The sequence below is a fragment of the Thauera sp. SDU_THAU2 genome (assembly GCF_038260575.1).
Classification (GTDB): domain Bacteria; phylum Pseudomonadota; class Gammaproteobacteria; order Burkholderiales; family Rhodocyclaceae; genus Thauera.
In genome coordinates, this window is the sequence record NZ_JBBWUN010000003.1 from 4030738 (window position 1) to 4056911 (window position 26174).

At 68.1% G+C, this 26174-nt stretch carries 24 protein-coding genes and 1 pseudogene; 16 read left to right on the forward strand and 9 right to left on the reverse strand.

The window, feature by feature from the left end:
* Window positions 1-31: 31 nt before the first annotated feature.
* The 4 genes from AAFL97_RS20540 to AAFL97_RS20555 all read left to right on the forward strand — a co-directional run bounded on the left by AAFL97_RS20540 (window position 32) and on the right by AAFL97_RS20555 (window position 4516).
* Window positions 32-1618, forward strand: coding sequence for a cytochrome ubiquinol oxidase subunit I (locus tag AAFL97_RS20540; protein WP_341646511.1), 1587 nt, complete (start codon window positions 32-34; stop codon window positions 1616-1618).
* Between the two features lie 17 nt (window positions 1619-1635).
* Window positions 1636-2793, forward strand: coding sequence for a cytochrome d ubiquinol oxidase subunit II (gene cydB, locus AAFL97_RS20545; protein WP_341646512.1), 1158 nt, complete (start codon window positions 1636-1638; stop codon window positions 2791-2793).
* Window positions 2794-2813: 20 nt separating this feature from the next.
* Window positions 2814-2954, forward strand: coding sequence for a cytochrome bd-I oxidase subunit CydX (gene cydX / locus AAFL97_RS20550; RefSeq protein ID WP_068636785.1), 141 nt, complete (start codon window positions 2814-2816; stop codon window positions 2952-2954).
* Window positions 2955-3340: 386 nt separating this feature from the next.
* Window positions 3341-4516 carry a sugar transporter gene (locus AAFL97_RS20555; RefSeq protein WP_341646513.1) on the forward strand — a complete coding sequence of 392 codons (1176 nt, stop codon included), beginning with the start codon at window positions 3341-3343 and terminating at the stop codon, window positions 4514-4516.
* Here AAFL97_RS20555 and AAFL97_RS20560 read toward each other — a convergent pair whose 3' ends face one another.
* The 8 genes from AAFL97_RS20560 to AAFL97_RS20595 all read right to left on the reverse strand — a co-directional run bounded on the left by AAFL97_RS20560 (window position 4517) and on the right by AAFL97_RS20595 (window position 13342).
* Window positions 4517-5941 carry a DHA2 family efflux MFS transporter permease subunit gene (locus tag AAFL97_RS20560; RefSeq protein ID WP_341646514.1) on the reverse strand — a complete coding sequence of 475 codons (1425 nt, stop codon included), beginning with the start codon at window positions 5939-5941 and terminating at the stop codon, window positions 4517-4519.
* Window positions 5942-6003: 62 nt separating this feature from the next.
* On the reverse strand, window positions 6004-6540 hold the full coding sequence (locus AAFL97_RS20565) for a MarR family winged helix-turn-helix transcriptional regulator (protein WP_341646515.1): 537 nt from the start codon (window positions 6538-6540) through the stop codon (window positions 6004-6006).
* Window positions 6541-6621: 81 nt separating this feature from the next.
* Complete coding sequence (locus tag AAFL97_RS20570; RefSeq protein WP_341646516.1) at window positions 6622-7221, reverse strand: hemerythrin domain-containing protein; 600 nt, start codon at window positions 7219-7221, stop codon at window positions 6622-6624.
* A gap of 21 nt (window positions 7222-7242) precedes the next feature.
* Entirely contained in the window at window positions 7243-8019 is a 777-nt protein-coding gene (locus AAFL97_RS20575) for an ABC transporter ATP-binding protein (protein WP_341646517.1), read from the reverse strand.
* A gap of 23 nt (window positions 8020-8042) precedes the next feature.
* Entirely contained in the window at window positions 8043-9836 is a 1794-nt protein-coding gene (locus AAFL97_RS20580) for a branched-chain amino acid ABC transporter ATP-binding protein/permease (protein ID WP_263460277.1), read from the reverse strand.
* Window positions 9833-10870 carry a branched-chain amino acid ABC transporter permease gene (locus AAFL97_RS20585; RefSeq protein WP_341646518.1) on the reverse strand — a complete coding sequence of 346 codons (1038 nt, stop codon included), beginning with the start codon at window positions 10868-10870 and terminating at the stop codon, window positions 9833-9835. Before AAFL97_RS20585 ends, AAFL97_RS20580 begins: the two co-directional genes overlap by 4 nt.
* Window positions 10871-10988: 118 nt before the next feature.
* Window positions 10989-12137, reverse strand: a complete 1149-nt coding sequence (locus AAFL97_RS20590) for an ABC transporter substrate-binding protein (RefSeq protein WP_341646519.1) — start codon at window positions 12135-12137, stop codon at window positions 10989-10991.
* A gap of 404 nt (window positions 12138-12541) precedes the next feature.
* On the reverse strand, window positions 12542-13342 hold the full coding sequence (locus AAFL97_RS20595) for an IclR family transcriptional regulator (RefSeq protein ID WP_341646520.1): 801 nt from the start codon (window positions 13340-13342) through the stop codon (window positions 12542-12544).
* Between the two features lie 63 nt (window positions 13343-13405).
* Here AAFL97_RS20595 and paaY point away from each other — a divergent pair, with 63 nt between their 5' ends.
* Window positions 13406-14029 (forward strand): phenylacetic acid degradation protein PaaY, encoded by a 624-nt coding sequence (paaY, locus tag AAFL97_RS20600; RefSeq protein ID WP_341646521.1) that lies wholly within the window; start codon window positions 13406-13408, stop codon window positions 14027-14029.
* A 122-nt stretch (window positions 14030-14151) separates the two neighbouring features.
* Here paaY and paaX read toward each other — a convergent pair whose 3' ends face one another.
* Entirely contained in the window at window positions 14152-15234 is a 1083-nt protein-coding gene (gene paaX / locus AAFL97_RS20605) for a phenylacetic acid degradation operon negative regulatory protein PaaX (protein ID WP_341646522.1), read from the reverse strand.
* 361 nt (window positions 15235-15595) lie between these two features.
* Here paaX and paaN point away from each other — a divergent pair.
* From paaN to paaD, 11 genes and pseudogenes are all read left to right on the forward strand, one after another.
* Window positions 15596-17264: pseudogene (gene paaN, locus AAFL97_RS20610) on the forward strand (phenylacetic acid degradation protein PaaN).
* 9 nt (window positions 17265-17273) lie between these two features.
* Window positions 17274-18071: a 2-(1,2-epoxy-1,2-dihydrophenyl)acetyl-CoA isomerase PaaG gene (gene paaG, locus AAFL97_RS20615; RefSeq protein WP_341646523.1), complete on the forward strand. Its 798-nt coding sequence runs from the start codon at window positions 17274-17276 to the stop codon at window positions 18069-18071.
* Window positions 18068-19636 (forward strand): 3-hydroxyacyl-CoA dehydrogenase PaaH, encoded by a 1569-nt coding sequence (gene paaH, locus AAFL97_RS20620; RefSeq protein WP_341646524.1) that lies wholly within the window; start codon window positions 18068-18070, stop codon window positions 19634-19636. The genes paaG and paaH overlap by 4 nt, the downstream gene beginning before the upstream one ends.
* Entirely contained in the window at window positions 19629-20090 is a 462-nt protein-coding gene (gene paaI / locus AAFL97_RS20625; protein ID WP_263460268.1) for a hydroxyphenylacetyl-CoA thioesterase PaaI, read from the forward strand. The genes paaH and paaI overlap by 8 nt, the downstream gene beginning before the upstream one ends.
* Window positions 20091-20131: 41 nt before the next feature.
* A complete protein-coding gene (gene paaK, locus AAFL97_RS20630) occupies window positions 20132-21457 on the forward strand; it encodes a phenylacetate--CoA ligase PaaK (protein ID WP_341646525.1) in 1326 nt (441 codons plus the stop codon).
* 10 nt (window positions 21458-21467) lie between these two features.
* A complete protein-coding gene (pcaF, locus tag AAFL97_RS20635; RefSeq protein ID WP_341646526.1) occupies window positions 21468-22673 on the forward strand; it encodes a 3-oxoadipyl-CoA thiolase in 1206 nt (401 codons plus the stop codon).
* A 17-nt stretch (window positions 22674-22690) separates the two neighbouring features.
* Entirely contained in the window at window positions 22691-23479 is a 789-nt protein-coding gene (locus tag AAFL97_RS20640) for an enoyl-CoA hydratase/isomerase family protein (RefSeq protein ID WP_341646527.1), read from the forward strand.
* A gap of 78 nt (window positions 23480-23557) precedes the next feature.
* Window positions 23558-24577, forward strand: a complete 1020-nt coding sequence (gene paaA / locus AAFL97_RS20645) for a 1,2-phenylacetyl-CoA epoxidase subunit PaaA (protein ID WP_263460265.1) — start codon at window positions 23558-23560, stop codon at window positions 24575-24577.
* Window positions 24574-24870, forward strand: coding sequence for a 1,2-phenylacetyl-CoA epoxidase subunit PaaB (gene paaB, locus AAFL97_RS20650; protein WP_068639468.1), 297 nt, complete (start codon window positions 24574-24576; stop codon window positions 24868-24870). The genes paaA and paaB overlap by 4 nt, the downstream gene beginning before the upstream one ends.
* Complete coding sequence (paaC, locus tag AAFL97_RS20655) at window positions 24870-25655, forward strand: 1,2-phenylacetyl-CoA epoxidase subunit PaaC (RefSeq protein ID WP_263460264.1); 786 nt, start codon at window positions 24870-24872, stop codon at window positions 25653-25655. The genes paaB and paaC overlap by 1 nt, the downstream gene beginning before the upstream one ends.
* Before the next feature lie 11 nt (window positions 25656-25666).
* Entirely contained in the window at window positions 25667-26164 is a 498-nt protein-coding gene (paaD, locus tag AAFL97_RS20660; protein WP_341646528.1) for a 1,2-phenylacetyl-CoA epoxidase subunit PaaD, read from the forward strand.
* Window positions 26165-26174 lie beyond the last annotated feature (10 nt).

Here is a 26174-nt window from a genome sequence, read left to right on the forward strand (position 1 = left end):
CCGTTGAAGTATCGCAGCAAAGGGGGGTTTCATGGACCTCGACATCGTCGATCTGTCTCGGCTGCAGTTCGCCATCACGGCGCTGTACCACTTCCTGTTCGTGCCGCTGACGCTGGGCCTGGCCGTTCTCATCGCGATCATGGAAACCGTATACGTGATGACCGGCCGCACCATCTGGCGCGACATGACCAAGTTCTGGGGCATCCTGTTCGGCATCAACTTCGCCATGGGCGTGGCGACCGGCGTGGTGATGGAGTTCCAGTTCGGTATGAACTGGAGCTACTACAGCCACTATGTCGGCGACATCTTCGGCGCGCCGCTGGCGATCGAAGGCCTGATGGCCTTCTTCCTCGAAGCGACCTTCGTCGGCCTGTTCTTCTTCGGCTGGGACCGCATGACCAAGGTGCAGCACCTGACCGCCACCTGGCTGGTGGCGCTGGGTTCGAACTTCTCGGCGCTGTGGATCCTGATCGCCAACGGCTGGATGCAGAACCCGATCGGCGCGGCCTTCAATCCGCAGACCATGCGCATGGAAGTGACCGACTTCTTCGCCGTGCTGACCAATCCGGTGGCCCAGGCCAAGTTCGTGCACACGGTGTCGGCCGGCTACGTGACGGCATCGCTGTTCGTGCTGGGCGTGTCGGCCTGGTATCTGCTCAAGGGGCGCCACGTGCCGCTGGCCAAGCGCTCGATGACGGTGGCGGCCTCCTTCGGCCTCGCCGCCTCGCTGTCGGTGGTGGTGCTCGGCGACGAGAGCGGCTACCAGTCCTCGGAGCACCAGAAGATGAAGCTGGCTGCGATCGAGGCGATGTGGGAGACCGAGCCGCCGCCGGCTTCGTTCACCGCCTTCGGCTTCCCCGACCGCGAGGCGCGCGAAACCCATTACGCGGTACACATCCCCTGGGTCATGGGCCTGATCGGCACGCGCTCGCTGACGCAGGAAATTCCCGGCATCAACCAGCTCGTGGACGACGCCGAAGGCTACATCCGCGACGGCATCGATGCCTACGATGCGCTGCAGACCATCCGGACCGCGAAGACGGATGCGGAGATCCCCGCCGAGGCCCGCCGGCGCTTCGAGGACAAGGGCGCACGGATGGGTTATGCCCTGCTGCTGATGCGCTACGTGGATGATCCGCGTCATGCCACCGACGAGCAGATCCGCCAGGCGGCGATGGACACCGTGCCGCCGGTGGGCCCGCTGTTCTGGACCTTCCGCATCATGGTCGGCCTGGGGGTGTTCTTCATCCTGCTGACGGCCACCTTCTTCGTCCTGTCGGCGCGCCACCGGCTCGACGCCCATCCGTGGCTGCTGAAAGTCGCCGTATGGTCGATCCCGCTGCCCTGGATCGCCGTGGAGTGCGGCTGGATCGTCGCCGAAGTGGGCCGCCAGCCCTGGGTCATCGAAGGCGTGCTGCCCACCGCGATGGCCGTCTCCAACCTGGGCGCCGGCACGCTGCTGCTGACGATCGCCGGCTTCGTCCTGATCTACACCGTGCTGTTCGTCATCGAGATGAAGCTGATGCTGAAAGCCATCCGCAAGGGGCCGCCACACGTCAGCGAGCCGCATCTGAGCTTCTACCAGCCGATGATCGAAAAGCTGGCGCGCACGCGCTGAGCGAGGAGGGATTCGCCATGATCCTGCATGAACTCATTTCCTACGAGGCGCTGCGCGTCATCTGGTGGCTGCTGCTGGGCATCCTGCTGGTCGGCTTCGCGGTGATGGACGGCTTCGACCTGGGCGCGATGGGGCTGCTGCGGGTCACGGCCAGGACCGACGTCGAGCGCCGCGTCGTCATCAACACCGTCGGCCCGGTCTGGGAAGGCAACCAGGTGTGGCTGATTCTGGGCGGCGGCGCCATCTTCGCCGCCTGGCCGCAACTGTACGCGGTGTCGTTCTCGGGCTTCTACCTGGCGATGTTCGCCATTCTCGCCGCGCTGATCCTGCGCCCGGTGGCCTTCAAGTTCCGCAGCAAGCGCGAGGAGCCGGGTTGGCGCAACGCCTGGGACTGGGTGCTGTGCCTGACCGGGCTGGCGCCCGCGCTGCTGTTCGGCGTCGCCGTCGGCAACGTGCTGCTGGGCGTGCCCTTCCGCTTCGGCGAGGACATGCGCATCTGGTACGAAGGCGGTTTCTTCGGCCTGCTGACGCCGTTCGCGCTACTGTGCGGCCTGGTGTCGCTGTTCATGCTGCTGATGCACGGCGCCGCCTGGCTGGTGTTCAAGACCGAAGGCGACGTCTCGGCCCGCGCCGCGCGCTGGGGCGGCATCGCCGCGGTGCTGACGAGCGTGCTGTTCGTGCTGGCCGGCGTCTGGATCGCGCTCGGCGGCGTGCCGGGCTACGAAATCACCAGTGCCATCGATCCTGCCGGGCCGTCCAACCCGGCGGCCAAGACGGTCGCCGTGACGGCGGGCGCGTGGCTGGCCAACTTCGGCGCCCAGCCCGTGCTGTGGCTGCTGCCCGCGCTCGGCGTGCTGCTGCCGCTGCTCAGCCTGCTGGGCATGCGCGGCCGCAGGGAGTGGCTGGCGCTGCTGTCCAGCGGGGCGGCCATCGCCTGCATCATCCTCACGGTCGGCGCCGCGATGTTCCCGATCATCCTGCCCTCGTCGCTGGACCCGCGCGTGAGCCTGGCAGTGTGGGACTCGTCGTCCAGCCACATGACGCTGTTCATCATGCTGGTGTGCGTGCTGATCTTCATGCCCCTGATCCTGGCCTACACGTCCTGGGTGTATCGCATCCTGCGCGGCAAGGTGGATCCGGTCGCCATCGCCACCGGCGAAGGGCATTCGTACTGACCCCCAGCGGAGGGCAAACCATGTGGTACTTTTCCTGGCTCCTCGGCCTGCCGCTGGCAGCCGCCTTCGCCGTGCTCAACGCGATGTGGTTCGAGCTGATGGACGACGAGGCGACGCACCGCCGCATGCTGGACAAGGCCGATTCCGACGGCGAGGCCTGAGAGGCTTCTGCCCCCTCCCTTCGCGGCGAGGCGAAGCGCAGAAACCGCTCTCCCTCGCCAGCGCCGCAGTCGGCTGCTGCGCGCCGTGCCGCTACAGCGGCGGCTACGGACGTGATGCTCCCGATCCCGTCCGGCGCCGACCCGCTCGATTCGTCCATGCCGCTGCCGGCAGCAGCCTGGCTGCGGGCAGGCGGTTTCGCCGTCGGCCGGGGTGATGACGAAGCGGTGCTCGCCGACACCCGCCGGATCGTGTCAGAATCCGCGGCCGTGGCCTCTGCCACCCGTCATTTCCAGTCCCGCCCCCCCGCATCATGCCCCCTGCACCCGCTTCCCCGCGTCCGCCCGCCCCGGCGGACGCCGCTGCCGCTTCTCCTTCGCCGCCCACCTTGACCGACCGCCAGCGCTGGCTCAGCGTGGTTGCGCTGGCGCTGGGCGCATTCGTGTTCAATACCACCGAATTCGTGCCGGTCGGGCTGCTCAGCGACATCGGCGGCAGCTTCGGCATGCCGGTCGAGCACGTCGGCCTGATGCTGACCATCTATGCCTGGCTGGTGACGCTGGTGTCGCTGCCGGGCATGCTGCTGACCCGCAACATCGACCGCCGCCGCCTGCTGATCGTCGTGTTCGTGCTGTTCGTCGTCAGCCACGTCCTGTCGGGCTTCGCCTGGAGCTTCGAGGTTCTGATGGCGAGCCGCGTCGGCGTTGCGCTGGCACATGCGGTGTTCTGGTCGATCACCGCGTCGCTGGCGGTGCGCATCGCGCCGGCAGGCAAGGCGACGCAGGCCTTGAGCCTGCTCGCCGCCGGCACCACGCTGGCGATGGTGCTGGGCATTCCGCTCGGGCGCGTGATCGGCGGGCTGCTGGGCTGGCGCGCCACTTTCCTCGCCATCGGCGGCGTGGCGCTGGTGGTGATGCTCATCCTGGCCCGGCTGCTGTCGCCGCTGCCCAGCCTCAACGCCGGTTCGCTGTCCAGCCTGCCGCTGCTGTTCCGCCGTCCGGCGCTGGTGGCGTTGTACGTGCTGATCGTGGTGGTGATTTCCGCGCAGTTCACCGCCTACAGCTACATCGAACCCTTCGTACAGCAGTTCGGCGGCTTCGACGCCCACGTCACCACGCTGGTGCTGCTGCTCTACGGCGGCATGGGGCTGATCGGCAGCCTGCTGTTCTCGCGCTACAGCCGGCGCTGGCCGCGCGCCTTCCTGCTGGCCAGCACCGGCGTGCTGGCCTGCTGCCTGCTGCTGCTGACCACCGCCGTCGGCGACAGCCAGGCGCTGTATGTGCTGGTTTCGGTCTGGGGTGCGGCGATGGTGGCGATGGCGCTGACGATACAGGCCAAGGTGCTGCAACTGGCCAAGGATGCCACCGACGTCGCGATGGCGATGTTCTCGGGCCTGTTCAACGTCGGCATCGGTGCGGGCGCGCTGATCGGCAGCCAGGTGAGTTCGCATGCCGGGCTGCAGCACGTCGGCCTGGTCGGCGGCCTGCTGGCGCTGCTGGGCGCGGCATGGTGGCTGTGGGCGATGAAGCTGGGCGCCGGGCCGCAGCGCGGGCACACGCCGTGATCAGGCTTGAGCGGCAGGCCGACCCTTCATCCACCAGGCCGCGCAGACGGAAGCCAGCATCGTCAGCCCGATCAGCAGGAAACCCTGGGCGTAGGCGAGCGGCAGGCCGTCGGGCAAAGCGGCCAGCGCCTGCACCCGCCATTCGGTGAACACCGCGATGACCGCCACGCCAAACACGCCGCCCAGTTGGCGGGCGTAGCTGACCACGACCGAGGATTGCGCATGCTGGTGCGCCTCCAGGTCGCGGACCGTCGCCAGGTTGAGCGCCGGCAGGATCAGGCCCAGGCCGATGCGGCCGAGCACGGTGGCGACGATCAGCTCGGTGTAATCGACCTTGCCGCCGAGGGCGAAGAAGATGAAGAAGGACAGGCCGAACAGCACCAGCCCCCAGATCGTCACCTGCTGCGGCGAGTACCTGTCAACCATCCGGCCGGCGACCGGTGTCGACAGGATCAGCGCGATGCCGCCCGGAATCAGCACGCTGCCGGCCGCCGTCGCGGTGTAGCCCAGCGCGTGCTGCAGGAACACCGGGATCAGGTAGGTCGAGCCGAACAGGCCGAAGCCGTAGGTGAAGGACACCAGCGTGCCCATCGAGAAGGTGCGCGAGCGGAAGATGTCCGGACTGATGATCGGCTGCCGGGCGCGCCGGGCGTGCAGCACGAAGCCGACGACGAGCACGGCGGCGAGCAGGAAGCTGCCCAGCGTCCACACCGAAACGAGGCCGCTGTGCTGCAGGCTGGCGATGCCTTCGACCATCGCCAGCGTGGCCCCCGACAGCAGGCCCGCGCCCAGCCAGTCGAACGGATGCCGCCTGATCTCGCGCGGCGAAGGCAGCAGGAAGATACCGGCCAGCAGCGCCAGCAGGCCGAAGGGCAGGTTCAGGTAGAAGATCGACTCCCAGCCGAAGCGGTCGATCAGCACGCCGCCGAAGGCCGGCGCCACCGCAGGCGTGAGCCCGAGGCCCAGCATCAGCAGGCCGGAGGCCTGGCCCTGCAGATGAGGCGGAAACAGCCGCAGGATCACCAGCGCGCTCAAGGGCTGGAGTACGCCGGTGGCGCAGCCCTGCAGCACGCGTGCGGCGACCACCATCGGGAAGCTGGTGGCCAGGCTGCCGGCGATGCTGCTCAGCACCAGCAGGATCAGCGCGGACATGAAGAGCTTGCGAAAGCCGATGCGGTCGAGCAGCCAGGGCGCGGGCAACATCGACAGCGTCATCGCCGCCATGAAGCCGGTCATCGCCCACTGCACGCGCTCCTGGCCGAGGCCGAAGTCCTGTGCAAGCGCGTTGATCGCGACGTTGAAGCTGGAAGTGGAGAGCACGCCGGCCACGGTGCCGATGCCGACGACGATCAGCAGCATCCACTTGTAGCGCTCGCCATGGCGCTCGGTGAGCGTCTCGAACGAAGGAGGGGAAGGAAGGCGCATTTGAGCCGAAGCTCCTCGGAGGCGGGAAAGGGAAGCCAGGGAAAGTGGACGCGGCGGCCGTTTCAGCCGCTGTCGCCCGCTTTGCCGGCACCCTCCTCGCTGCGTTCGCACCGTGCGCCGAATTCGATCTCCCCGATGCGCTCGGCGATGCGGGCGAGCACTGCACGGGTCGTGGCGACGTCCTCCGCGGCGATGCCGTGCAAGACCTCGGCTTCGAGGCTGCGGGACGCGCCTTCGATCGCCCTGACCTGTTCCCACCCACTTGCCGTCAGCGCAATCAACTTGGCGCGGCGATCCTCGGGATCGGCCGCCCAGTCGACCAGCGCCGCTTCGCGCAACTGGTTGAGGATGCGGACCATCGACGAGGTGTCGAGGAACAGGTGATCGGCCAGTTCCTTCTGCCGCATCGGCCGGCCGGCCTTGGACAGCGCGAGCAGCGGCGCCCAACTGGCGTCGGTGAGGCCGTGGGCCTTGAGGCGCCGGTTCAGCACCTTGCGCCATTGGCGGTAGATGAAGCCGACCTGGCTGGCGAAGCGCACGGACGTGCGCGGCGGGTCGGCAAGCGGCGAAGACTCGGACGAAGACGAAACGGTTTGCATGCAAACAATTCTAGTAGCCAGAAAGTTTGTATGCAAACCAAAATTTTTGCCGGGTGTTTCCGGCAGGAGGTCAGACGGGCCTCAGTCGTCCTTGTACGGCCCCGCGCCCAGGCCGATCGGCGCCGGCGCAGCGGCGACGAGCTTGGAGAAGATGCGGGCGAAGTCCTCCTGCCCGCCGGCGTTGCGGGTGCCGCCCATCGGGTCGCGGTTGGCGGCGAAGCCGGCATCGGCGCGCGCCCAGTCTTCGGGCGTGAGGTACTTGATCAGCAGCGGAATGACCTCGCGCTCCTCGGTCATCATGTGCAGCCGGTAGAACTCGGCATAGGCGTCGAAGGCCTCGCTGAAGGCCTCGAAGCCACAGGATTCACCCGCCTGGTAGCGCGCCAGCGCGGCTTCCAGCGTCTTGATGCGGGCGTCGGCTTCGGCGTGCTCCCGCTCCAGGTGGGCCAGCACTTCGGCGCCCTCCTCGGTGCGCGCCCTCAGCGGCCCGAAGAGGAATTCGTCTTCCTTCGGGTGGTGGCGCTTCTCGGGGTAGGCGTCGAGGTATTCGACCATCGCCTTCAGCAGCTTGTGATCCGGCTCGAGCCGGCCTTCGCCGATCTCCTTGATCATGTACCGGATGGCGTGGATGATCGCCGCCAGCGACTGGTGTTCATCCATCAATATGCGCATCGCTTCCATCGGAATCTCCTTGCCCGGCGCTCAGGTCGCCAGCATGTCCTGGTGCTTGCCGAAGCCCAGATAGGCTTCGATGACCCGCGGATCGTCGGCCAGCAGGTGCGCCGGCCCTTCCATCGCCACCTGCCCGGTCTCGAGCACGTAGGCGTAGTCGGCAACCTGCAGCGCCGCGCGTGCGTTCTGCTCGACCAGCAGGATCGACACGCCGCGCCGGCGCAGCTCGGCGATGATGCGGAAGATCTCGCGCACGATCAGCGGCGCCAGCCCCAGGCTGGGCTCGTCGAGCATCAGCAGCTTGGGCTTGGCCATCAGCGCGCGGCCCACCGCCAGCATCTGGCGCTCGCCGCCGGACATCGTGCCGGCGGCCTGGTCGCGGCGCTCCTTCAGGCGCGGGAACAGCGCATAGACCTCTTCCAGCGTCTGTCCGTGGTCGCGCTTGCCCATGCGGTAGCGCTGGAAAGCGCCGAGCACGAGGTTGTCCTCGACGCTCATCTCGCCGAACAGTTCTCGCTTCTCGGGCACCAGGTTCATGCCGCGCGCGACCATGCGCTCGACTTCGGGCACGACTTCCAGCGTGCCATCGAACTCGACCTTGCCCTTCGAGCCGAGCACGCCCATGATCGCCGACAGCATCGTCGTCTTGCCGGCGCCGTTGGGGCCGATCACGGTGACGATCTGGCCTTCGCCGACGGTCAGGCTGGCATTGGTCAGCGCCTCGACCTTGCCGTAGGACACACAGAGATCCTTGACCTCCAGCACCGGCTTCGCCGCACCGGCATTGCTGTGTACGCTGTCCGCCATCGTTTCGCTCCTCTGGCCTGCGCTCATTCCACACCTCCCAGATAGGCTTCGAGCACCGCCGGGTTCTTCTGGATCTCGTCGGGCAGGCCTTCGGCGATCTTCTGGCCGAACTCCATCACCACCACGCGATCGACCAGGCCCATGACGAAGTCCATGTCGTGTTCGACGATCAGCGTCGCCATGCCTTCGGCGCGCAGCTTGCGCAGCAGATCGCCGAGCGCCTGCTTCTCCTTCAGGCGCAGGCCGGCGGCGGGCTCGTCGAGCAGCAGCAGGCAGGGGTCGGCGCACAGCGCGCGGGCGATTTCCAGGATGCGCTGCTGGCCGAGCGCGAGGCTGCCCGCCTCTTCGTACATGAAGTCCTTGAGGCCGACGCGCTCGATCTGCCAGGCCGCTTCCTTCAGGATGCGCGCCTCCTCGGCGCGGTCCATGCGCCAGGCCGCGCTGAGCACGCCCTTGCCGCTGCGCAGGTGGGCGCCGATGGCGACGTTCTCGAGCACCGTCATCGTCGGCAGCAGCTTGACGTGCTGGAAGGTGCGGCTCATGCCCATGCGGGCGATCTCGCGCGAATCGTGGCCGGCCACCGGCTTGCCGAGGAACAGCACCTCGCCCGAGGTCGGCGTATCGACGCCCGAGATCTGGTTGAACATCGTGCTCTTGCCGGCGCCGTTCGGCCCGATCAGGGCGAGGATCTCGCCGGCGCGCACTTCCAGGCTCATGTCGTTGTTCGCCACCAGGCCGCCGAACTTGCGCGTGACGTTCTTCGCCACCAGGATCGGTTCGCCCGCCTTCGGCAGCGTGCGGCGCGGCAGCGTCTCGGCCGCCTCGTCGATCTTCTTGTTCACCACCGGCAGCGGCACCAGCTTCTTCAGGATCGGCCACAGGCCCTCGCGGGCACGGTGCAGCACCAGCACCATCAGGATGCCGAACACGATCATCTCGAAGTTGCCGTTGGCGCCGAGCAGTTGCGGCAGCCAGTCCTGCAGCCACTGCTTGAGCACGGTGATGACGCCCGCACCGACGATCGCGCCCCAGACATAGCCGGCGCCGCCGATGACCGCCATGAACAGGTACTCGATGCCGATATGCACGCCGAACGGCGTCGGATTGACGAAGCGCTGCATGTGCGCGTACAGCCAGCCCGCGGCGCAGGCGTGCAGCGCGGCGATGACGAAGATGATCATGCGCGCACGCGAGGTATCCACCCCCATCGCCTCGGCCATCACCCGCCCGCCTTTCAGCGCGCGGATGGCACGGCCTTCGCGCGAGTCGAGCAGGTTGTGCGTGGTCAGCATCGCCACCAGCAGGAAGGCCCAGATCAGGTAGTAGATCTCGCCGCCCTCGTCCAGCTTCCAGCCGAACAGCTCGATCGGCGGAATGCCGGTGATGCCGGTGTGGCCGCCCAGGCTCTGCATGGTGCCGAACAGGAAGTACAGGCTGATGCCCCAGGCGATCGTGCCCAGCGGCAGGAAGTGGCCCGACAGCTTCAGCGTCAGCGAACCCAGGATCAGCGCCACGGTGGCGGTGATGACCAGGCCGGCGACCAGCGTCAGCCACGGCGATGCGCCCACCCAGGCCAGCCAGCCCGGCAGCTCGGTGGCCGTGGTCAGCGCCGCGGTGGTGTAGGCGCCGAGGCCGACGAAGGCCGCCTGGCCGAAGCTGGTCAGGCCGCCGACGCCGGTCAGCAGCACCAGCCCGAGCGCCACCATCGCATACAGCCCGATGTAGTTCAGCAGCGTGATGTAGTAGGGGGACAGCACGGCTGGCAGCACCAGCAGCAGGACCAGGAAGCCCCCCAGCAGCAAGCGGTCGGCTCTCATTCTTCTTCCTCCACGTGGCGCGTGCTCAGCGACCGCCACAGCAGCACGGGAATGATCAGGGTAAAGACGATGACTTCCTTGTAGGCGCTGGCCCAGAACGAGGCGAAGGCTTCGAGCAGGCCCACCACCAGCGCACCCAGCGCCGCCAGCGGGTAGCTCGCCAGACCGCCGATGATCGCGGCGACGAAGCCCTTCAGGGCGATCAGGAAGCCGGTGTCGTAGTAGATCGTGGTGATCGGCGCGATCAGCACGCCGGACAGCGCGCCGATGAAGGCCGCCAGCAGGAAGGTGAGCTTGCCCGCGAGCGCCGGCGAGATGCCCATCAACTGGGCGCCGACGCGGTTGATCGCAGTCGCGCGCAAGGCCTTGCCGTACAGCGTGCGCTCGAAGAACTGGTACAGCGCGACGATCAGCAATGCCGACACCACCAGCACCCACAGCGTCTGGCCGCTCACCATCAGCGAACCGAGCTCGAAGCTGGCATCACTGAAGGACGGCGTCCGATGGCCTTCGGCACCGAAGAACAGCAGCCCCAGCCCGACCATGGCGATGTGCAGCGCCACCGACACGATCAGCAGGATCAGCACCGGCGCCGAGGCGATCGGCTGGTACATCAGGCGGTACATCATCGGCCCCATCGGCACCACGATCGCCAGCGTCAGCACGACATGGACGAACAGCGGCAACGCATCGACCGGCACTGCGGCGAACAGGCCCATCAGCACCAGCGGATAAATCAGGTTCCAGCCCGCGACGCCGAGCGCCTTGCGCGTCTGGCCCGCACGGAGTGCGGCAGTACAGTCGAACAGGGTGACGAGCACCCCCATCACCAGCAGCAGCCACAGCGTGGCCGGCATGCCGCCGCCCTGCATCATCGCCAGCGTCAGCGCGCCGTAGGCGACGAACTCGCCTTGCTGGATGAAGATCACCCGCGTGACCGCGAACACCAGCACCAGGGCCAGCGCCAGCAGCGCGTAGATGGCGCCGTTGGTGATGCCGTCCTGGCCCAGTATCAGTGCAATTGACATATCCATGGGTCGTCTCCACTGGCCGTCGGACGACGCCAGCCGGAAGGGGGAAAGCCATGCCGGCCGTGCGGCATGGACGGGTGCGCCCGCAGCGGACGCACCCGTTCTATGGAGTGCTGCCGACTTACTTGAGCAGCGACCAGGTGCCGTTGCGGATCTCGATCATGACCCGCGAACGCTCGTCCAGGCCGAGGTGGTCGTCGGCGCTCATGGTGAAGATGCCGGTGGCGCCCGCCACTTCCTTGACGTTCTCGAGCGCATCGCGCAGCGCGGCACGGAACTCGGCAGTGCCCGGCTTGGCGGTCTTCAGCGCTTCCGGCACGGCGGCTTCCAGCAGCACGCCGGCATCCCAGGCATAGGCACCGAAACTCGACACCGAACCGGCGCCGTGGGCAGCCTCGTACTTCTCGACGTAGGCCAGCGCGGTCGCCTTCACCGGATTGTCGTCGGGCAGGCTGCGCGCCATCTGCACCGGGCCGACCGGCAGCAGCGTGCCTTCGCAGTCCTTGCCACAGATGCGCAGGAAGTCGTTGTTGGCGACGCCGTGGGTCTGGTAGATCGGGCCCTTGTAGCCGCGCTCGCGCAGCGTCTTCTGCGGCAGCGCCGCGGGCGTGCCCGAACCGGCGATGAACACCGCGTCGGCCTTGGCCGACATCAGCTTCAGCGCCTGGCCGGTGACCGAAGTATCGGCCGGGTTGAAGCGCTCGTTGGCGGCGATCTTGATGCCGGCTTCGTCGGCGAGCTGCTTGAACTGCTCGTACCAGCCTTCGCCGTAGGCGTTGGCGAAGCCGATGAAGGCCACCGACTTGACGTTGTTGGCGGCCATGTGCTCGATGATCGCCGACGCCATCTGGCGGTCGTTCTGCGGCGTCTTGAACACCCAGTACTTCTTGTCGTCCATCGGCGCGACGATGCGGGCCGAAGCCGCCATCGAGATCATCGGCGTCTTGGTCTCCGCGGCGACGTCGACCATCGCCAGCGACGGGGGGCTGGTGGTGGAGCCGATCAGCACGTCGACCTTGTCCTCGGCCACCAGCTTGCGGGTGTTCTTGACCGCGGTGGTGGTGTCGGACGCGTCGTCCAGCACGATGTAGCGCACCGTCTCGCCGCCGATGGTGGTCGGCAGCAGCGACACGGTGTTGCGCTCGGGAATGCCGAGCGAGGCCGCGGGGCCGGTCGCCGACAGCACGACGCCGACCTTGATCTCGGCCTGGGCGGCAGTAGCGGCGAATGCGAGGCCGATGGCGGCCAGCAGGGTGTGACGCAGTTTCATGGCTTCTCCTCCGTTGTTGATCTGATCGGCCAGCCGTTATCCGGCGGCTCCGCGGCCTCGTCTGCAAGGCTCGACGGCACACCTCGTCCGCTCCTCAGCACGGATACCGATGGAATCCGAAAAATTCTGAATAACGGAAGAGATTTCGTTTATTAGAAATGATACAAAACGCCGCGTCAAGCTGAAATTTTGTATCGCTTGGGAGATGTGGCGCGCACGCCATCACCGGGGAATGGGAAAAGCCGTGCGCCGGACCGCGCACGGGCAATGGCGTGAAGCCTGCACGCCTGCTTCCCGGGCCCCTCGTGACGAACGGGCCGGGGGTGGAGACGGCCGGCACGGGGCCCGGCATCGGGGCGAGCGAAACCGGCGGAGGGACGGTTCGCGGGGCGTCCGGGCCAGTTTCAGTCCGGTGCCGGCGTGGCGCCGAGGCGGCGCGACAGGTCGGCAGCAGCGCTCCGCAGCGCAAGCAGCGTGGCACCGTCGGGCGCCAGGTCCATCGATCCCTCGACGCCGACCATCGCGATCGCCATCGTGATCTCGTTGTTGAAGTTGAACACCGGCGCGGCCGCGGCTTCGACGCCGCGCGCGAAGTAGTCGCCGGTGATGACGGCCATGCCCGCCTCGCGCACCTGCGCCAGCAGCGCGCGCGCATCGTCCATGCTGGCGACGCCGGCCGGCGCCTTGCCGCTGTCGAGCTCGCGTGCGATCAACGCCTCGGTCTGGCGCTCGGGCAGCCAGGCCGCGAACACCCGCCCGCCCGCCGAGCGCAGCAGGCTCAGGTGGGTGCCGGTGACGACGTTGACGGTGATCGGTCGGCGCGGGCGCTCCCAGCGCACCACCACCGGGCCGCCGTCGCTCCACACCGACAGCGCCACGGTCTCGTTGGTGGCGTCGCGCAAGTCGTTGATCGCCATCAGGCCGAGGCGGATGCGATCCACGCGGTCGAGCGCGACCAGGCCGAGGTTCAGTGCGAAGGGACCGAGGTCGTAGCGCGAGGTCAGCCGGTCCTGCTCGACCAGGCCGCTGCGGATCAGGCTGACGAGGTAGCGGTGGGCCTTGGACGGCGGCATGCCGGCCGCCTGGGCGATGTCCTTCAGCATCATCGAGCGCCGGCCGGTGGCCATTGCGCGCAGGATGCTCATGCCCACTTCGAGCGATTGAACCCCGTGCTTGCCTTCCAGTTCGTCGTTCGCCATGTTCATCGGAGCTGTTCCTTATTGAAGAAATCGTTTATTTATATGTAACGACAAAACAGGAGAGTACGCGTGATCAAGCCCGAACTGAAGGTTTACGCCATCGACGGCATCGTCCCGGTGGTCGATCCGAGCGCCTACGTGCACCCTTCGGCGGTGCTGATCGGCGACGTCATCGTCGGCCCCGGCTGCTATGTCGGCCCCTGCGCCAGCCTGCGCGGCGACTTCGGCCGCCTGATCCTCGAGCGCGGCTCGAACCTGCAGGACACCTGTGTCATGCACGGTTTTCCGGGCACCGACACGGTGGTGGAGGAAGACGGCCACATCGGCCACGGCGCGGTGCTGCACGGCTGCCGCGTCGGCCGCAACGCCTTGATCGGCATGAACGCGGTGATCATGGATAAGGTCGTGATCGGCGAGGCATCCATCGTCGCCGCCTCGGCCTTCATCAAGACCGGCATCGAGATTCCGCCGCGCGTGCTGGTCGCCGGCGTGCCGGCCAAGATCATCCGCCCGCTGAGCGAAGAGGAAATCCGCTGGAAGACCGAAGGCACCGGCACCTACCAGGATCCGACGCGCCGCTGCCTGCAGAGCCTGTACGAGACGACGCCGCTGACGGCGGTCGAAGCCGACCGCAAGCGCATCGAGATGCCGGACGTCGTGCCGCTGGTCGAAGCCAAGAAACGCGACAGTTGAAAGGGCCGGGGACGACGTGCAACGGCGCGTGCAACAGGCGTAGTGCATATCGGACGCCACATGAGCGGAGGTAAGGCAGGAAGCACCGTACGACCGGGCATCCTACGGACCGCCGCCGGTGCTCAGACCGGCAGCGCGAGCAGATCGGCGTCGCGGAAGCGCTCGTGCAGCCGCGCCGAGGCTTCGGGCACCGTGCCGTCGGCCAACTGGAAGCAGGCGTCGAGATGGCGCTCGGAAGCGGCCAGCAGGCGGCGATAGAGTTCACGGCACAGCAGGCGGGCCTTCTGTCCCGGCCAGTCGGCCGGCAGCAGCACGTCGGGCAGCGCCGGATCGCGCAGCAGCAGGCGGCGGTAGTCGTGGATCAGCAGCACGCGCAACAGGAAGGCGGTTTCGTCGGCAAGTTCGAAGCCGCCGTCGCGCAGCGCACCGAGGGCGGGCTGGTAGCGCGCGACGAAAGCACGGTACAAGTCCGCCAGATGCGCCAGGTCCCAGGCCGAACGCACCATCGCCGCGTCGCTGGCGGCAGCGCCGAGCGTGGCATCGGCCGCCACCAGCGGCTTCAGGCGGTCGAGCAGGCCGCCCAGGCCTTCGGCTGCCAGCGCGTCGAAGACGGCGATCAGGTCGACGCCGGGATGCACGAAGCAGTCGTTGCTGAGCGAACCGAAGCCGTGCCAGAGCAGCGCCTTGCGCAGACGCTCGCGGTCCTTCGCCGGCAGTTCGCCGACGGTGACGATCAGGCGCCAGCGGCGGTCCCACTGCGGCGTCGCGGCGGCGTAGATCAGGCGCGAGGCTTCGTCGATGCGCTGCTCGCCGGTGGGCGTCAGCAGGTAGTCGGTGCGCCTGCCGGAGCGCGCGCTCGCCAGCCATTCGTCGCGCACGAGGCGGAACACCGCGGTCCGCACCAGCCGCTCGTTGAGCCCGAGCGGCTCGAGCAGGCGGATCAGGCTCCCCAGCCAGATGCGGCCGCCGCGCGGCACGACCGCATCGCCGAATACCGAGATGATCAGGGAGCCCGCGTGCACACGGTCTTGACGACGGAAATCATCGATCAGCAGTTGCAGAGGACTGAACACGGTAGGGAGCGCTGTGCCGGCATTTATGACGGCCGCGAAGTCTAGCGCTTTCAGTGCCTTGCGCATAGCCGGCACCCTTGCGGCCGACTCCCTGCCGGCGCCCTGCCCGGCCACTGCATCCCATTCCTTCATGGCCCCCTCCTTCCGGCATGTGCTGCAGGGCAGCCCGCAGGCCGGCGCAGACACTCGGCCACACCGACGGGCAGGTCGCCCAGCAAAAACGATACACAAAACACACTATATTTTCTTTTTCAGTATCACAACAAGCTCATAGCAGAGCTATACAAAACTTCTATAAATGACGTTTGATTTCTTCATGCTCAAAAATAAAACGATCAATGCATTGTTTTACAACATATTTTGATTCGTGTAACTGATTTCGTATAGAAGAAACAACGCCGCAACTCATGGCTTTCCACGATACTAGTTCTTGACCATCAATGATCTCATTTGTATCGTTTATCCACAGAACAGCCTTCCCGGAGAGAGACGCATGAGCCACCCCCTTCTTGAAAAGCACCAAGCCACCCTCGATGGCGCGCTGAACGCGATCGCGACGCGCGGCTACTGGACGCCCTTCCCCGAAATGCCCAGCCCGAAGCTGTACGGCGAAACCGCGCCCGACGACGGCAAGCGTGCTTTCGAGGCCCACCTGGGCAAGACCTTCGAACTGGGCCAGCCCGGCCAGACCGGCGTGCTCGGCAGCGAAGCCTCGCCCTACGGCACCGAGCTCGGCGTCAGCTACCCGGGTGTAGAACCCGAGGCACTGATCGCCGCCGGCACCGAAGCGATGAAGGGCTGGCAGGCCGTCGGTGCCGACGGCCGTACCGGCATCTGTCTGGAAATCCTCGCCCGCCTCAACGCGCAGAGCTTCGAGATCGCCCACGCGGTGATGATGACCACCGGCCAGGGCTGGATGATGGCCTTCCAGGCCGGCGGCCCGCACGCCCAGGACCGCGGCCTCGAAGCCGTCGCCTACGCCTGGCGCGAGCAGAGCTTCGTGCCGGCCGAGACCAGCTGGGAAAAGCCGCAGGGCAAGAACCCGCCGCTGGTCATGAAGAAGCATTACCAGATCGTCGGCCGCGGTGTCGGCCTGGTGATCGGCTGCGGCACCTTCCCGACCTGGAACACCTACCCCGGCCTGTTCGCTGCGCTCGCCACCGGCAACGCCGTCATCGTCAAGCCGCACAGCAACGCCATCCTGCCGGCGGCGATCACCGTGCGCACGATCCGCGCCGTGCTGGCCGAGAACGGCATCGACCCCAACCTGGTCACGCTCTGCGTCGCGCCGCAGCGCAGCGCCACCCAGGCGCTCGCCACCCACCCGGCGGTGAAGTCGATCGACTTCACCGGCAGCAACGTCTTCGGCCAGTGGCTGATCGACAACTGCCGCCAGGCCCAGGTCTATGCCGAGCTGGCCGGCGTCAACAACATCGTCATCGACTCGACCGACGCCTACAAGGCGATGCTGGGCAACCTCGCCTTCACGCTGTCGCTGTACTCCGGCCAGATGTGCACCACCTCGCAGGCGATCTTCGTGCCGGCCGGCGGCATCGACACCGACGAAGGCCACAAGAGCTACGACGAGGTCTGCGCCGACCTGGCGAAGGCGGTCGAACGCTTCCTGTCCAAGCCCGAAGTCGCCCATGCCGTGCTCGGCGCGATCCAGTCCAGCGCCACCGCCGAACGCATCGACATCGCCAACGGCGGCGAGCTCGGCCGCGTCGTGCTGAGCTCGCAGCGCCTCGACAACCCCGACTTCCCCGCCGCCATCGTGCGCACGCCGGTGCTGCTGGCCTGCGACGCCGGCGACGAGAAGGCCTACATGGAAGAGCGTTTCGGCCCGATCAGCTTCATCGTCAAGACCACCGACACCGCCGCCGCGATCGCGCTGTCCGAGCGCGTCGTCAGCACCCACGGCGCGCTCACCGTCGGCCTCTACTCGACCCGCCAGGAGGTCATCGACGCCATGACCGAAGCCACCTGGCGCAGCAAGGTCGCGCTGTCGATCAACCTCACCGGCGGCGTGTTCGTGGAACCAGTCGGCGGCCTTCTCCGACTACCACGGCACCGGCGGCAACCCGGCGGCCAACGCCTCGTACTCGGATTCGGCCTTCGTCGCCAACCGCTTCCGCGTCGTCCAGCGCCGTTATCACGCCTGAGGGGGAGCGATGGAATACAACAACATCCTCTTCGGCGTCGACAACGGCATCGCCCGCCTGACGCTGAACCGCCCGGACAAGCTCAACAGCTTCACCGGCGAGATGCACGCCGAGCTGCGCCATGCGCTCGATACCATCCAGGCCGATGCCTCGGTGCGCGTGCTGGTGCTGAGCGGCGCCGGCCGCGCCTTCTGCGCCGGCCAGGACCTGGCCGACCCCGACATGGCGGCGCTGCCCGACGGCCGCCTGCCGGACATCGGCAACGTCGTCGAACGCAACTACAAGCCGCTGGTGCTGCGCCTGCAGAACTTGCGCGTGCCGACCATCGCCGCGGTCAACGGCATCGCCGCCGGCGCCGGCGCCAGCGTCGCGCTGGCCTGCGACCTGGTGCTGGCAGCGCGCTCGGCCTCCTTCCTGCAGGCCTTCAGCAAGATCGGCCTGGTGCCCGACACCGGCGGCACCTGGTTGCTGCCGCAGCGCGTCGGCATGGCGCGGGCGATGGGCCTGGCCCTGCTCGCCGACAAGCTGCCCGCCGACAAGGCCGCCGACTGGGGCCTGATCTGGGCCGCCTACGACGACGCCGAGTTCGCCGCCAGGGTCGATGCCGTGGCCGCGCAGCTGGCCGCGATGCCGACCAAGGCGCTGGTGCGCACCCGCCAGGCCATGCACGCCGCGCCGGGCCATACGCTGGAACAGCAGCTGTCCTTCGAAGGCGGCTTCATGCGTGAGCTCGGCTGGAGCCGCGACTACGCCGAAGGCGTCGCCGCCTTCATGGAAAAGCGCGCACCGCGCTTCACCGGAGAATGAGCGTGAGCGACACCCAGCACACTCCGCCGCGCGCCGTGCCGCTCGCTCCCTCGGCCGTCGTCGCAGTGGTCGGCGCCGGCGCGATGGGCGCCGGCATCGCCCAGGTGGCGGCTGCCGCCGGCCACCTCGTCAGGCTCGTCGATGCGCGCGAAGGCGCCGCCGCCGCGGCCATCGACGGCATCCGCGCGCAGTACCGCAAGCTCGCCGACAAGGGCCGCATGACGGCCGAAGCCGCCGAAGCCGCCGGCCGGCGCCTGGTCGCCGCCGCCGGCCTCGGCGATCTGGCCGATGCCGCGCTGGTGGTCGAGGCCATCGTCGAGAACCTCGACGCCAAGCGCACGCTGTACCGCGAGCTGGAAGGCATCGTCGGCGACGACTGCATCTTCGGCACCAACACCTCGTCGATCTCGGTGACCTCGATCGGCGCGACGCTGCGCCGCCCCGAGCGCCTCGCCGGCCTGCACTTCTTCAACCCCGCGCCGCTGATGGCGCTGGTCGAGATCGTCTCCGGCCTCGCCACCGACAAGGCCGTCGCCGACACCTTGTTCGCCACCGCTGCGGCCTGGGGCAAGACACCGGTGCATGCGCGCTCGACGCCGGGCTTCATCGTCAACCGCGTCGCCCGCCCCTACTACGCCGAAGCGCTGCGCGTGCTCAACGAAGGCGGCGCCGACTGTGCCACCCTCGATGCGCTGATGCGCGACTGCGGCGGCTTCCGCATGGGGCCGTTCGAGCTGATGGACATGATCGGCCACGACGTCAATTTCGCCGTCACCCGCTCGGTCTGGAACGCCTTCTACAACGACCCGCGCTTCACCCCCTCGCTGATCCAGCAGGAGCTGGTCGATGCCGGCTTCTTCGGCCGCAAGAGCGGCCGCGGCTTCTTCGACTACCGCGACGGCGCCACCCGCCCCGCGCCGAAGGAAGCGGTGGCGCAGAGCACACCGGCGGACATCGTGCTGCACGGCCAGTCGGCCGCCGCCCACGCGCTGGCCGACCGCCTGTTCGAGCGCGGCGTCGCCTGCCGCTGGAGCGAAGGCAACGAGGGCGCGGACGGCCGCATTGCCGAAGCCGGCGGCGCGGTGCTGTACGTCACCGACGGCCGCAGCGCCACCCAGCGCGCAGCCGAGCTGGGCATCGCCAACGTGGTGCTGATCGACCTTGCCATCGACTACGGCAGCGCCTCGCGCATCGCCGTCGGCGCGGCGATCAATGCCTGGGCGCCGGCCATCGGCGCCGCCATCGGCCTGCTGCAGGCGGCCGGCTTCGCCGTCTCGCGCCTGAACGACATCCCCGGCCTGATGGTGATGCGCACCGTCGCCATGCTCGCCAACGAAGCCGCCGACGCGGTGAACCAGGGCGTCTGCGACGCACGCGGCGCCGACGCGGCGATGCGGCTCGGCGTCAATTACCCGCGCGGGCCGCTCGAATGGGCCGACCGCGTCGGCCTGCCGGCGATCCGCGACGTGCTCGCCAACCTCGCCTGCTTCTACGGCGAAGACCGCTACCGCGTCTCGCCGCTGATCCAGCAACACGTTTTTGCCGGGAAGAACATCCATGACTGAAACCCGCCCCCTCCCCACCGATCCGCAGACGCTCGCCGAAGCCGTCGCCGCCGCAATGTGGTCGCGCGACCGCGCCGCCCAGGCGCTCGGCATGCGCATCGACAGCGTCGCCCCCGGCCGCGCCACCTTGAGCATGCCGGTGCGCAGCGACATGGTGAACGGCCACCACATCTGCCACGGCGGCCTGATCTTCACGCTCGCCGACACCGCCTTCGCCTACGCCTGCAACGCCTACAACCGCAGCACCGTGGCCTCGGGCTGCAGCATCGACTTCGTCGCCCCCGGCAAGGAAGGCGACACCCTGAGCGCCGAAGCGGTGGAGCGCTCGCTGTCGGGCCGCACCGGCGTCTATGACATCACCGTGCGCAACAGCGCCGGCGGCATCGTCGCCCTATTCCGCGGCAAGAGCTACCGCATCGCCGGCGAGGTCATCCCCGGCGAACAGCAGGCCTGAACCCGGCCACCCCAGAAGAGAGAACGAGAGGAGAGAACACCATGCCCGTGAAGAGCCCCAGCCCCGGCGACCTCGAGCCGATCGAAAGCGCCAGCCGCGACGAGATTTCCGCGCTGCAGCTGCAGCGCCTGCAATGGTCGGTGCGCCACACCTACGACAACGTCGAGCCCTACCGCCGCAAGTGCGAGGAAGCCGGCGTGCATCCCGACGACCTGAAGTCGCTGCAGGATCTCGCCAAATTCCCCTTCACCGTCAAGACCGACCTGCGCGACAACTACCCCTTCGGCCTGTTCGCCGTGCCGCGCGACAAGGTCGCCCGCCTGCACGCCTCGAGCGGCACCACCGGCAAGTCGGTGGTGGTCGGCTACACCAGCAAGGACATCGACAACTGGGCCGACCTGATCGCCCGCTCACTGCGCGCCGCCGGCGTGCGCGCCGGCGACATGGTGCATAACGCCTACGGCTACGGCATGTTCACCGGCGGCCTCGGCGCCCACTACGGCATCGAGCGCGCCGGCTGCACCGCGGTGCCGATGTCCGGCGGCCAGACCGAGAAGCAGGTGCAGCAGATCCTCGACTTCCGTCCCGACGCGATCATGGTCACGCCGTCCTACTCGCTGGTGATCGCCGAGGAGTTCGAGCGCCTGAACATCGCCCCCGAAGACATCTCGCTGAAGGTCGGCATCTTCGGCGCCGAACCCTGGGGCGAAGGCATGCGCGCCGAGATCGAGCGCAAGCTCGGCATCGACGCCATCGACATCTACGGCCTCACCGAAGTCATGGGCCCGGGCGTGGCCTGCGAGTGCATCGAGACCAAGGACGGCCCGGTGATCTGGGAAGACCACTTCTACCCCGAGATCATCGACCCCGAGACCGGCGAGGTACTGCCGGACGGCGAGGAAGGCGAGCTGGTGTTCACCTCGCTGACCAAGGAAGCCTTCCCGGTCATCCGCTACCGCACCCGCGACCTCACCCGCCTGCTGCCGCCGACCGCGCGCTCTTTCCGCCGCATCGGCAAGATCACCGGGCGTTCGGACGACATGCTGATCGTGCGCGGCGTGAACGTGTTCCCGACCCAGATCGAGGAGCAGATCCTGCGCGACCCGCGCCTGTCGGGCAACTACCAGATCGTGCTGAGCCGCGACGGCCACCTCGACAACGTCGAGATCCGCTGCGAAGTCCAGCGCGAGCTGTCGGGCAAGCTCAGCCGCAACGACGTCGAGACCATCGCCCGCACGCTGCAGCAGCACATCAAGACCATCATCGGCATCAGCACCAAGGTGAACGTGATGGAGTTCGACACCATTCCGCGCACGCTGACCGGCAAGGCACGCCGTGTCATCGACCAGCGTCCGAAGCAACTGTAAGGAGTTGGCGATGATTGAAGCCTACATCTGCGACGCCATCCGCACCCCGATCGGCCGCTACGGCGGCACCCTCGCCAGCGTGCGCGCCGACGACCTCGGCGCCGTGCCGCTGAAGGCGCTGATGGCACGCAACCCGCAGGTCGACTGGACCGCGGTCGACGACATCATCTACGGCTGCGCCAACCAGGCCGGCGAGGACAACCGCAACGTCGCGCGCATGTCCGGCCTGCTCGCCGGGCTGCCGATCGAAGTGCCCGGCACCACCGTCAACCGCCTGTGCGGCTCCGGCATGGACGCCGTCGGCCTCTCCGCGCGCTCGATCAAGGCCGGCGAAGCCGGGCTGATGATCGCCGGCGGCGTCGAGAGCATGTCGCGCGCGCCCTTCGTCATGGGCAAGGCCGAGAGCGCCTTCTCGCGCAGCGCCGCGATCCACGACACCACGATCGGCTGGCGCTTCATCAACCCGTTGATGAAGAAGCTCTACGACACCCATTCGATGCCGCAGACGGCGGACAACGTCGCGGCCGACTTCGGCATCTCGCGCGCCGACCAGGACGCCTTCGCGCTGCGCTCGCAGCAACGCTGGGCCGCCGCCCACGCCGCCGGCCGCTTCGCCGACGAACTGGTGCGGGTCGAGATTCCGCGCAAGAAGGGCGAGCCGATCGTGTTCGACACCGACGAGCACCCGCGCCCCGACACCACGCTGGAAACCCTGGCGAAGCTGAAAGGCGTCAACGGCCCCGACCTCACCGTCACCGCCGGCAACGCCTCGGGCGTCAATGACGGCGCCTGCGCGCTGCTGCTGGCCTCGGAAGCCGCCGCCGCCCGCCATGGCCTGACGCCACGCGCCCGCGTCGTCGGCATGGCCACCGCCGGCGTCGCGCCGCGGATCATGGGCTTCGGCCCGGCACCGGCGGTGCGCAAGGTGCTGGCGCAGACCGGCCTGACGCTGGACCAGATGGACGTCATCGAACTGAACGAAGCCTTCGCCGCGCAGGCCCTCGCCGTGCTGCGCGACCTCGGCCTCGCCGACGACGAAGCCCGCGTCAATCCCAACGGCGGCGCCATCGCCCTCGGCCACCCGTTGGGCATGAGCGGCGCCCGCCTGGTGACCACCGCCGCCTACGAGTTGCAGCGCCGCAACGGCCGCTACGCGCTGTGCACGATGTGCATCGGCGTCGGCCAGGGCATCGCGCTGATCATCGAGCGCGTGTGAGGCGCGAGGACAAGGCCATGAGCTACGAAACCCTCGACATCGAACGCAAGGGCGCGGTGGCGACGATCTGGATGGATCGTCCGGAGGTCTTCAACGCCTTCGACGAACGCCTGATCGCCGAACTCGACGCCGCCTGCGCCGAACTCGACGGCGACGCCGGCGTGCGCGTGGTCGTGCTCGGCGGCCGCGGCCGGCATTTCTCCGCCGGCGCCGACCTCAACTGGATGCGCCGCGCCGCCGCCAGCACCGAGCAGGAGAACCTGGCCGACTCGCGCCGCTTCGCCGCCATGCTGCGCCGCCTGGCCGGACTGTCGAAGCCGAGCATCGCCCGCGTGCAGGGCGCCGCGCTCGGCGGCGGCACCGGCCTGGCCGCCGCCTGCGACATGGCGATCGCCGCCGACGATGCCAGCTTCTCCACCTCGGAAGCCCGCTTCGGCATCATCCCGGCGGTGATCAGCCCCTACGTGCTGCGCGCCATCGGCCCGCGCCACGCGCTGCGCTACTTCCAGAGCGCCGAGCGTTTCGACGCGACCGAAGCGAAGTCGATCGGCCTGGTCAACGACGTCGTCGCCGCCGACCAGCTCGATACCGCGATCGACCGCCTGGTGCAGGCCCTGCTGGCCTGCGGGCCGCAGGCCCAGTTCGCCGCCAAGCAGTTGGTCAGCGCCATCGACGGACGCGGCATCGACGAAGCGGTCGGCGAGGAAACCGCCATCCGCATCGCCCGCCAGCGCAGCACCGACGAAGCACGCGAAGGTTTCGCCGCCTTCTTCGAGAAACGCCCGCCGGCATGGATGGCGGTTTGAGGTAAACGCGGACCACACCCGCGGCCCGCAGCATCCCGTTCCGGCACGCCCGGAACGGCATTTGCCAGGAGGAAACACATGTACACCCAAGCAATGGACATTCCGGACGAGTCTGGAAACCCCGGCGGCAAAAAACTCAGCGTCGTGCCCCCGCCGCAGAGCGAGCAGGAAGCCGCGTTCGAGGCCCGCATCGACGCCGACGGCCGCATCGAGCCGCAGGACTGGATGCCCGAGGCCTACCGCAAGACCCTGGTGCGCCAGATCAGCCAGCACGCCCACAGCGAGATCGTCGGCATGCTGCCTGAAGGCAACTGGATCTCGCGCGCACCCAGCCTGAAGCGCAAGGCGATCCTGATCGCCAAGGTGCAGGACGAAGGCGGCCACGGCCTCTACCTGTACTCCGCCGCCGAGACCCTGGGCACCAGCCGCGGCGACATGATCGACGGGCTGCACAGCGGCAAGGCCAAGTACAGCTCGATCTTCAACTACCCGACGCTGAACTGGGCCGATGTCGGCGTGATCGGCTGGCTGGTGGACGGCGCCGCGATCATGAACCAGATCCCGCTGTGCCGCTGCTCCTACGGCCCCTATGCGCGCGCCATGATCCGCGTCTGCAAGGAGGAATCCTTCCACCAGCGCCAGGGCTACGAAGCCCTGCTGGTGATGATGAAGGGCAGCGAAGCGCAGCGCCGCATGGTGCAGGACGCGGTCAACCGCCTGTGGTGGAAGTGCCTGGCGATGTTCGGACCGCCGGACGCCGACAGCCCGCACAGCGCGCAGGGCATGCGCTGGGGCATCAAGCGCATCAGCAACGACGAGCTGCGGCAGAAGTTCATCGACGCCACCGTGCCGCAGGCCAAGGTGCTCGGCGTGACCCTGCCCGACCCCGACCTGAAGTGGAACGAGGAGCGCGGCCACCACGACTACGGCCAGATCGACTGGCAGGAATTCTGGAACACCGTCGAAGGCAACGGCCCCTGCAACAAGGAACGCCTGGCCACCCGGGTCAAGGCACACAAGGATGGCCAGTGGGTCCGCGACGCGGCCCTGGCACACGCACAAAAGCAACGCGCACGCGCAGACAAGGAGGCAGCATGAACACCCCCGCACTCAAGGATTGGCCGCTCTGGGAAGTCTTCGTCCGCAGCAAGCAAGGCCTCGAGCACAAGCACTGTGGCAGCCTGCACGCGGCCGACGCCGCGCAGGCGCTGCACATGGCGCGCGACGTCTACACCCGCCGCCAGGAAGGCGTGAGCATCTGGGTCGTGCCTTCGGCCTCGATCACCGCCAGCAACCCGGACGACAAGGGCGAGCTGTTCGACCCCGCTGCGGACAAGATCTACCGCCACCCGACCTTCTACGAAATCCCTGAAGAAGTGGGGCACATGTGATGAGCACGGCACCCAACGACTACCTGCTGCACCTGGCGGACAACGCCGTGGTGCTCGGCCAGCGCGACGCCGAATGGTGTGGCCACGGCCCGATCCTGGAAGAAGACCTCGCGCTCGCCAACGTCAGCCTCGACCTGATCGGCCAGGCCCGCCTGCTGTACCAGCTCGCCGCGACGCGCATCGGCAACGGCGCCACCGAGGACACGCTGGCCTACTTCCGCGACGACACCGAGTTCCGCAACTACACCCTGGTGGAGTTGCCCAACCACGGCGCGCTGGTCGGCTATGCCGCGTCGGACCGCGACTACGCCACCACCATCGTGCGCAACTTCCTCTACAGCGCGCTGATGGTGCTGGTGTGGGACGCGCTGCAGAAGTCGCCCGACGCCGACCTGGCCGCGATCGCCGCCAAGTCGCTGAAGGAAGCGCGCTACCACCTGCACCACGCCGCCGACTGGGTGGTGAAGTTCGGCGACGGCACCGAGGAATCGCACGCCCGCGCCCAGGCCGCGCTCGACCACCTGTTCCCCTACACGGAAGAGTTCTGGACGCCGAGCGCCGCCGAGGACGCCGCCATCGCCAGCGGCGCCGCCACCGACGTGCGCACGCTGCGCGCCGCGTGGGACGCCATCGTCGCCGACACCCTGGCCGAAGCCACGCTGAAGCGGCCCGACGTGCGCGGCTACGTGCCGGAAGGCAAGCACGGCCGCCACTCCGAGCACCTCAGCTACCTGCTGGGCGAAATGCAGGGCCTGGCGCGCGCCCACCCCGGCGCCACCTGGTAGGAGCAGCCGCCATGCACGCCACGATCGACGACGTCTGGGCCGCCCTCGACCATCTGACCGACCCGGAGATCCCGGTGGTCACGCTGCGCGAGCTGGGCATCCTGCGCGACATCCGCGAAACCGCGAACGGCATCGAGGTGGTCATCACCCCGACCTACAGCGGCTGCCCGGCGATGGGCCAGATCGAGGACGACGTGCGTGCAAGCCTGCAGCAGGCCGGCATCGAGGCGCGGGTGATCACGCAGCTCGCGCCGGCCTGGACCACCGACTGGATGAGCGAGGAGGCCAAGGCCAAGCTGCGCGCCTACGGCATCGCACCGCCGCACACCACCTCCAGCGACACCAGCGTGATCAGGTTCGTGCGCCGCGCCGACACCCGGCCGGTGGCCTGTCCGCAGTGCGGCTCGACCAACACCACCCTGAGCTCGCAGTTCGGTTCCACCGCATGCAAGGCGCTGTACAAGTGCCTCGACTGCCAGGAACCCTTCGACTACTTCAAACCCTACTGACGCCGGAGCC